General features: G+C 74.5%; 6 protein-coding genes and 1 pseudogene. 5 read left to right on the top strand and 2 right to left on the bottom strand.

Translation table 11 applies throughout. The features are described 5' to 3' along the window. Positions 1-358 (top strand): annotated as a pseudogene (locus ABD317_RS30885) (hypothetical protein); the annotation flags it as partial. An 80-nt stretch (positions 359-438) separates the two neighbouring features. Here ABD317_RS30885 and ptsP read toward each other — a convergent pair. Both ptsP and ABD317_RS30875 read right to left on the bottom strand, forming a co-directional pair. Beyond that, positions 439-2,109, bottom strand: a complete 1,671-nt coding sequence (ptsP, locus tag ABD317_RS30880; protein ID WP_344294183.1) for a phosphoenolpyruvate--protein phosphotransferase — start codon at positions 2,107-2,109, stop codon at positions 439-441. A gap of 85 nt (positions 2,110-2,194) precedes the next feature. Further along, positions 2,195-2,644, bottom strand: coding sequence for a PTS sugar transporter subunit IIA (locus tag ABD317_RS30875; RefSeq protein WP_344294181.1), 450 nt, complete (start codon positions 2,642-2,644; stop codon positions 2,195-2,197). Positions 2,645-2,939: 295 nt separating this feature from the next. Between ABD317_RS30875 and clsA the strand changes: the two genes are divergently transcribed. The 4 genes from clsA (at position 2,940) to ABD317_RS30855 (ending at position 7,431) form a co-directional block, all read left to right on the top strand. Further along, entirely contained in the window at positions 2,940-3,560 is a 621-nt protein-coding gene (gene clsA / locus ABD317_RS30870) for a cardiolipin synthase ClsA (protein ID WP_344294179.1), read from the top strand. Between the two features lie 47 nt (positions 3,561-3,607). Continuing rightward, complete coding sequence (locus ABD317_RS30865; RefSeq protein ID WP_344294178.1) at positions 3,608-6,127, top strand: sugar phosphate nucleotidyltransferase; 2,520 nt, start codon at positions 3,608-3,610, stop codon at positions 6,125-6,127. A gap of 81 nt (positions 6,128-6,208) precedes the next feature. Further along, positions 6,209-7,102 carry a DUF881 domain-containing protein gene (locus tag ABD317_RS30860; RefSeq protein WP_344294176.1) on the top strand — a complete coding sequence of 298 codons (894 nt, stop codon included), beginning with the start codon at positions 6,209-6,211 and terminating at the stop codon, positions 7,100-7,102. Beyond that, the gene (locus ABD317_RS30855) at positions 7,099-7,431 is read left to right on the top strand and encodes a small basic family protein (RefSeq protein WP_027744874.1); all 333 of its coding nucleotides are present in this window, start codon (positions 7,099-7,101) and stop codon (positions 7,429-7,431) included. The genes ABD317_RS30860 and ABD317_RS30855 overlap by 4 nt, the downstream gene beginning before the upstream one ends. Positions 7,432-7,583: the final 152 nt, after the last annotated feature.

The raw sequence follows: 7,583 nt of genomic DNA, 5'->3' as shown, positions 1-7,583 counted from the left end.
CACGGTCCGGGCGGCCGGCTTCCCGCTCGCCGCCGTCGCCCGCGGCGCGGAGGGCGCCGCGGACGCGCCGCCGCGGCTGCCGCCGCCCGGCACGGTGGCGCTGCGGCTGGGGCTGGCGGCGGGGATCGCCACGTCCGGCACGGGCGGTGTGGTGGCCCGCACCACGGACAGGGAGGGCGCGGAGCGGGTGCGCGGCTGGCGGCTGCGGGACGGCTGGCCGGAGCCGCTGTCCGGCCGGGAGGTCTACGCGGCGTACTGTACGGACGCGCGAACCGGCGCCCCGCTCCCGCCGGAACGCGGCGTCGCCTACTGCCCGGGCGTCCCCCTGCCCCGCCCCGAGCGGGGCTGCCACCGATGACGCGGTGGCGCGCCGGCGGGGCGGGTCCGGCGGGAGCGGGTGCGCCGCCCCGGCAGGCACCCCGGCCGGAGGCCGCCGCGCTACTCGCCGGACAGCACCGTGCGCGCCGCCTCCCGCGCCTCCTCCGCCGTGTCCGCGGCCCTCGCCGCGGACGCCGCCCGCTCGCACTGCGCGAGCGTGTGCTTCGCCAGCGTCGCCCGTACGTACGGGATCGCCGACGCACCCATGGACAGCGAGGTCACCCCCAGCCCCGTCAGCACACACGCCAGCAGCGGATCGGAGGCCGCCTCGCCGCACACGCCGCAGCTCTTGCCCTCCGCCTTGGCGCCCTCCGCCGCGAAGGCCACGAGGTCCAGCAGCGCCGGCTGCCACGGGTCCTGCAGCCGGGACACCGCCCCCACCTCGCGGTCGGCCGCGAAGGCGTACTGCGCCAGGTCGTTGGTGCCCAGCGAGAGGAACTCGACCTCCTGCAGGATCGCCCGCGACCGCAGCGCCGCCGCCGGGATCTCCACCATGGCGCCCGCCTTCGCGGGCAGCCCGGCGTCCCGGCAGGCCGCCGCGAAGTCCGCGGCGTCCCTGCGGTCCGCCACCATCGGCGCCATCACCTCGAGATAGACCGGCAGCCCGGCCGCCGCCTTGGACAGCGCCGTCAGCTGCGTGCGCAGCACCTCGGGGTGCGCCAGCAGCGAGCGCAGCCCGCGGACGCCGAGGGCCGGGTTCGGCTCGTCGGCGGAGGTGAGGAACTCCAGCGGCTTGTCGGCGCCCGCGTCCAGCACGCGCACGACCACCCGCCCCTCCGGGAACGCCTCCAGCACCTTGCGGTACGCCTCGACCTGCGCCTGCTCGGACGGCGCCGTCCCACCGCCGTCCAGGAACAGGAACTCGGTGCGGAACAGGCCCACGCCCTCCGCCCCCGCCGCCACGGCCGCCGGCACGTCCGCCGGCCCGCCGACGTTCGCCAGCAGCGGCACCTTGTGCCCGTCGGAGGTGGCGCCCGGGCCGGTGGCGGCCGCCAGCGCCGCCTTGCGCTCCGCCGCCGTCTGCTCCAGCTCCGCACGCGTGTCGGGGCCGGGCTCGACGAACACCTCCCCGGTCGACCCGTCGACGGCCACGAGCGTGCCCTCGGCCAGCTCCCCGGCGCCCGGCAGCGCCACCACGGCCGGCACGCCCAGCGCGCGGGCGAGGATCGCACTGTGGCTGGTCGGCCCGCCCTCCTCGGTGACGAAGCCGAGGACCAGCGAGGGGTCGAGGAGAGCGGTGTCGGCGGGCGCCAGGTCGCGGGCGATCAGGACGTACGGCTCGTCGCTGTCCGGCACCCCCGGCATCGGCACGCCGAGCAGCCGGGCCACGATCCGGTTGCGTACGTCGTCCAGGTCGGCGACCCGCCCGGCCATGTACTCGCCGGCTCCGGCGAGCAGCTCGCGGTACGCCGCGAAGGCGTCGTACGCGGCGCGCTCGGCGGAGGAGCCGACCGCGATCCGCCGCTCCACGTCCGCCGCCAGCTCCGGATCCTGCGCGATCATGGCCTGTGCCGTCAGCACGGCCTGCGCCTCGCCGCCGGCCAGGTTGCCGCGCGCCGTCAGGTCGGCGGCGACCGCCTCCACGGCCTTGCGCACCCGTTCCTGCTCGCGCGGTGCCTCCGCGGCGGGAATCTGCTTCGCCGGCGGTTCGAGCACCGCCGTGCCCATGTGCCGGGCCTCGCCGATCGCCACCCCGTGGCTCACGCCGACGCCTCGCAGGGTCGTCTCCATGTCACCAGTCTTCCGCAAGTGCGCGGCGGCGTCCCGCCGCGGGTGTCGTACGCACTCGGGCCGCAGCGCCGGGGCCCGCCGGATGTCACCGCCAGCTGAACAGCGTTTCGCCGGCCTTGACCGCCCCGTCCTGCGCCACCTCGGACAGCGCGTCCTCGGCCGCCTCCAGGGCCACCACCGGCGAGATCGGCGACTTGCCGGCCTCCTCGACGGCTGCGGTGTCCCAGCGGACCACCGGCTGCCCGCGCGTCACCCGGTCACCCTTGGCGACCAGCAGCTCGAAGCCCTCACCGGCGAGCTGCACGGTGTCGATGCCGAGGTGGGTGAGCACGCCGTGCCCGTCGTCGTCCACGACGACGAAGGCGTGCGGGTGCAGGGAGACCACCAGCCCGTCGACGGGCGCGACCGCCTCGGCGGGCCCGCGCTCGGGGTCCACCGCGGTGCCGGGACCGACCATCGCCCCGGAGAAGACCGGGTCGGGTACGGCGGCGAGCCCGATGGCGCGGCCGGTGAGCGGGGACGAGACTTGAGTCATGCCGGGGCCTTTCGGAAACAGCGGGGGGCCGGCGCCGCCCGCGTCCGTGGGGGCCGCGCCGCTCCTGAAGCCTAACCAATCGGAACTTGACGTTCCGCACCGAGTGGAGCCAGCCGGGGCGCACCCCCGTCCCGCCCCCGGAGCGGCCCGCGGCCCCCACCCCGGCCCCCGCCCCGGCCCGGCCTGCGCGCGGGCCCGGGCCCGGCGGCGGGTAAGGTCGGAACGCATCGTCGGCTCATCTGGCGGAACTGGCGGAACTGGCGGGACTGGCGGTATCGGACGGGGAGGCAGGCGGGTGGAGGTCCAGGGGACGGCGGCATCGGCGGACCGGATCTTCACCGTTCCCAACCTCCTCAGCATGGCCCGGCTCGTACTGGTGCCCGTCTTCCTGTGGCTGATCCTGTGGCCCGAGTTCGGCGGCCCGAACGCGGACGGCTGGGCGCTGGCGATCCTGGCGTTCAGCGGCGTCAGCGACTATCTGGACGGCAAGCTCGCCCGGCGCTGGAACCAGGTCTCGGACCTCGGCCGCATCCTGGACCCGGCCGCCGACCGGCTCTACATCCTGGCCACGCTCGTCGGCCTGACCTGGCGGGGGATCCTGCCGCTGTGGCTGACCGTCCTGCTGCTGGCCCGCGACGTGGTCGTCGGCGCGGCCGTCTGGATGCTCGGCCGCCACGGCTACCCGCCGCCGCAGGTCAACTTCCTGGGCAAGTCCGCCACCTTCTGTCTGATGTACGCCTTCCCCCTGCTGCTGCTCAGTGACGCAAGTGGATGGCTCTCGTCACTCTCTGCTATTTTCGGATGGGCGTTCGCCGGCTGGGGTACAGCGCTGTACTGGTGGGCCGGCGGTCTCTACCTCATCCAGGTACGCCGTCTCATCCGAAGGGACGCCCGCGCGGACACCACCCCTGACTAGGCGGCAGCCGGCATCGCCGTCTCACGCCCAAGGAGGACGCTTCCGATATGAAGGCCGTCGTGATGGCTGGGGGCGAAGGCACCCGCCTGCGCCCCATGACCGCGAGCATGCCCAAGCCCCTGCTGCCGGTGGTGAACCGGCCGATCATGGAGCACGTCCTGCGGCTGCTCAAAAGCCACGGGCTGACGGAGACGGTGGTGACCGTCCAGTTCCTCGCCTCCCTCGTCCGGAACTACTTCGGGGACGGCGAGGAACTGGGCATGGAGCTGACGTACGCCAACGAGGACCGTCCGCTCGGCACCGCGGGCAGCGTGAAGAACGCCGAGGAGGCACTCAAGGACGACTCGTTCCTGGTCATCTCCGGGGACGCGCTCACGGACTTCGACCTCACCGACCTGATCGCGTTCCACCGCGAGAAGGGCGCGCTGGTCACCGTCTGCCTCACCCGCGTGCCCAACCCGCTGGAGTTCGGCATCACCATCGTCGACGAGGAGGGCCGGGTCGAGCGGTTCCTGGAGAAGCCCACCTGGGGCCAGGTCTTCTCGGACACGGTCAACACCGGGATCTACGTGATGGAGCCCGAGGTCTTCGACTACGTCGAGGCGGACACCTCCGTCGACTGGTCCGGCGACGTCTTCCCGCGGCTGATGAAGGACGGCAAGCCCGTCTACGGCTACGTGGCCGAGGGCTACTGGGAGGACGTCGGCACCCACGAGAGCTACGTCAAGGCCCAGGCGGACGTGCTGGAGGGCAAGGTCGGCATCGACCTCGACGGCTTCGAGATCTCGCCCGGCGTCTGGGTCGCCGAGGGCGCCGAGGTCCACCCCGAGGCCGTGCTCCGCGGCCCGCTCTACATCGGCGACTACGCGAAGGTCGAGCAGGGCGCCGAGGTCCGCGAGCACTCGGTCCTGGGCTCCAACGTCGTCGTCAAGCAGGGCGCGTTCCTGCACCGCGCCGTCATCCACGACAACGTCTACATCGGCGGCCACAGCAACCTCCGCGGCTGCGTCATCGGCAAGAACACCGACGTCATGCGCGCCGCGCGGATCGAGGACGGCGCCGTCATCGGCGACGAGTGCCTGATCGAAGAAGAATCGATCATCCAGGGCAATGTGCGCGTCTACCCCTTCAAGACCATCGAAGCGGGCGCGTTCGTCAACACCTCGGTGATCTGGGAGTCGCGCGGGCAGGCCCACCTCTTCGGCCCCCGCGGCGTCTCCGGCATCCTCAACGTCGAGATCACGCCTGAACTCGCCGTCCGGCTGGCCGGTGCCTACGCCACCACCCTGAAGAAGGGCTCCACCGTCACCACCGCCCGCGACCACTCCCGCGGCGCCCGGGCGCTCAAGCGCGCGGTGATCTCCGCGCTGCAGGCCAGCGCCATCGACGTACGCGACCTGGAGAACGTGCCGCTGCCGGTGGCGCGGCAGCAGACCGCCCGCGGCAGCGCCGGCGGCATCATGATCCGCACCACCCCCGGCGTGCAGGACTCCGTCGACATCATGTTCCTCGACGAGCGCGGCGCCGACCTCTCCCAGGCCGCGCAGCGCAAGCTCGACCGGGTCTACGCCCGCCAGGAGTACCGCCGCGCGTTCCCCGGCGAGATCGGCGACCTGACCTTCCCCGCCAGCGTCTTCGGCTCGTACACCGGCTCGCTGCTGCGCGCCGTGGACACCGGCGGCATCGCCGAGGCCGGGCTGAAGGTCGTCGTCGACGCCTCCCACGGCAGCGCCGGCCTGGTGCTCCCGAGCCTCCTCGGCCGCGTCGGCGTCGACGCGCTGACCATCAACCCGGGTCTGGACGAGTCCCGGCCCACCGAGACGCCGCAGGCCCGGCGCGCCGGACTCGTCCGCCTCGGCGAGATCGTGGCCTCCGCCCGCGCCGCCTTCGGCGTGCGCTTCGACCCCGTCGGCGAGCGCATCTCGCTGGTCGACGAGAAGGGCCGGATCGTCGAGGACGACCGGGCGCTGCTCGTCATGCTGGACCTGGTCGCGGCGGAGCGGCGCAGCGGCCGCGTGGCGCTGCCGGTGACGACGACGCGCATCGCCGAGCAGGTGGCCGCGTACCACGGCACGCAGGTGGAGTGGACGACGACGTCGCCCGACGACCTGGCCCGGGTGGCGCGCATGGACGGCACCGTCTTCGGCGGCGACGGCCGCGGCGGCTTCATCATCCCGGAGTTCTCCTCCGTCTTCGACGGCGCCGCCGCCTTCTCCCGGCTCACCGGCCTGGTCGCGCGCACGCAGCTCACCCTCAGCCAGATCGACGCCCGCATCCCGCGCGCCCACGTGCTGCGCCGGGACCTGGCCACCCCGTGGGCCGTCAAGGGCATGGTCATGCGCCGCGTGGTGGAGGCCGCGGGCTCCCGGGACGTCGACACCACCGACGGCGTGCGCGTGGTGGAGGCCGACGGCCGCTGGGTGCTGGTGCTGCCGGCCCGCGCCGAGGCGGTCACGCACCTGTGGGCTGAGGGCCCCGACGAGGCGTCCGCCGAGGCCCTGCTCGACGAGTGGGCCGCAGTTGTCGACGGAGGCGGCGACGGCAGCGGCGACGGGAGCGGCGACTGACGCGGGCACAGCGGAGCGAGAGTTCACCCAACCCAGGGGGCGCGGCACCGTAGGGCCCGGGGGCGTGCAACTATGTCCGGCATGCCGCAGCAGCCCCCCGAACGGAGCAGCGCACCGGCACGCCCCCGTCCGGACGCCTCCATGTCGCTGCTGACCCGGCTGATGGACCACAGCCTGGACGACGGGTACGCCGAGGCCGCCGCGCGCCACGGCACCCGCCCGCGCGGCGAGCGGCTGCCGCAGCTCCTGCGCGGGCGGGCCTGGCTGGCCGCCGGCCTGGTGCTCACCGCGCTTGTCCTCACCGTCGGCGCCGCCGAGGCGCGGATCGAGGCACCGGACCTCGCCCGCGAGCGCGAGGAGCTGATCGACCGGGTCGAGGACCGCACCGCCGCCGTGGACGACCTCGACCGCACGATCGAGCAGCTGCACGAGGAGGTGGCCGACCGGCAGCGCGAGGCGCTGGCGGAGCCCGGGAGCGACCGGGCGGCCCTGCTCGCGCTGCTGGCCGGCGCGGCCGAGGCCGAGGGCCCCGGCGTACGCCTGGTGGTCGACGACGCCGCCGACGCCGGCACCGGCGGGACCGGCGGCCCGCGCAGCTCGACGAGCTTCGCGGACGACGGCCGGGTACGCGACCGCGACCTGCAGCGCATCGTCAACGGGCTCTGGCTCGCCGGCGCCGAGGCGGTCTCCGTCAACGGCCGCCGGCTCACCGCGCTCTCCGCGATCCGCGCGGCCGGGGACGCCATCCTCGTCGACAACCGCCCGCTGGCGCCGCCGTACACCGTGCTGGCGATCGGCGACGGCGAGCGGCTGCTGGAGCGGTTCCGGGAGAACGCCGACGGCCGCTACCTGGACGCGCTCCAGGACAACTACGGCATCAGGGCCGGCCTCTCCGCGCGGGACGACCTCCGGCTCCCGGCCGCCGCCGGCCTGTCCGTACGCCACGCAGAACCGAAGGAGAACAACCCCTCGTGATCGCCGTACTGGGTCTCGTGGCGGGAATCGTCATGGGCCTCGTCGTCCAGCCCGTGGTGCCGGCGGGCCTGGAGCCGTACCTGCCCATCGCCGTCGTCGCCGCGCTCGACGCGGTCTTCGGCGCGCTGCGGGCCATGCTCGACGGGATCTTCGACGACAAGGTCTTCGTGGTGTCGTTCCTCTCGAACGTCGTCGTGGCCGCGCTGATCGTCTTCCTGGGCGACAAGCTGGGCGTCGGCGCGCAGCTGTCGACGGGCGTCGTGGTGGTGCTCGGCATCCGGATCTTCTCCAACGCCGCCGCCATCCGGCGGCACGTCTTCCAGGCGTGACGCCCGTGTCCGACGAGACCCCGCCGAACTCCCCGCGCCCCGGCGACCCGCCCGCCGCATACCCGGAGGGCACGCCCAGCGCCCCCGCCGCGCCGCCGGACCGGCGCTCCGCACCGCGACCGCCCGCACCGCGGCGGCCGCCCCCCCAGCCC

The organism is Streptomyces synnematoformans (assembly GCF_039531005.1).
GTDB lineage: Bacteria > Actinomycetota > Actinomycetes > Streptomycetales > Streptomycetaceae > Streptomyces > Streptomyces synnematoformans.
Note: the sequence above shows the minus strand (reverse complement) of the source record. Positions and strands in the feature narration are given on the sequence as shown.

What these genes read in the sequence shown, in the direction of transcription:
- ABD317_RS30860 (WP_344294176.1), top strand. Translation starts at nt 6,209, where the DNA reads ATGCCGCAGCAGCCCCCCGAACGGAGCAGCGCACCGGCACGCCCCCGT.
- ABD317_RS30865 (WP_344294178.1), top strand. Translation starts at nt 3,608, where the DNA reads ATGAAGGCCGTCGTGATGGCTGGGGGCGAAGGCACCCGCCTGCGCCCC.
- ptsP (WP_344294183.1), bottom strand. Translation starts at nt 2,109, where the DNA reads ATGGAGACGACCCTGCGAGGCGTCGGCGTGAGCCACGGGGTGGCGATC.
- ABD317_RS30875 (WP_344294181.1), bottom strand. Translation starts at nt 2,644, where the DNA reads ATGACTCAAGTCTCGTCCCCGCTCACCGGCCGCGCCATCGGGCTCGCC.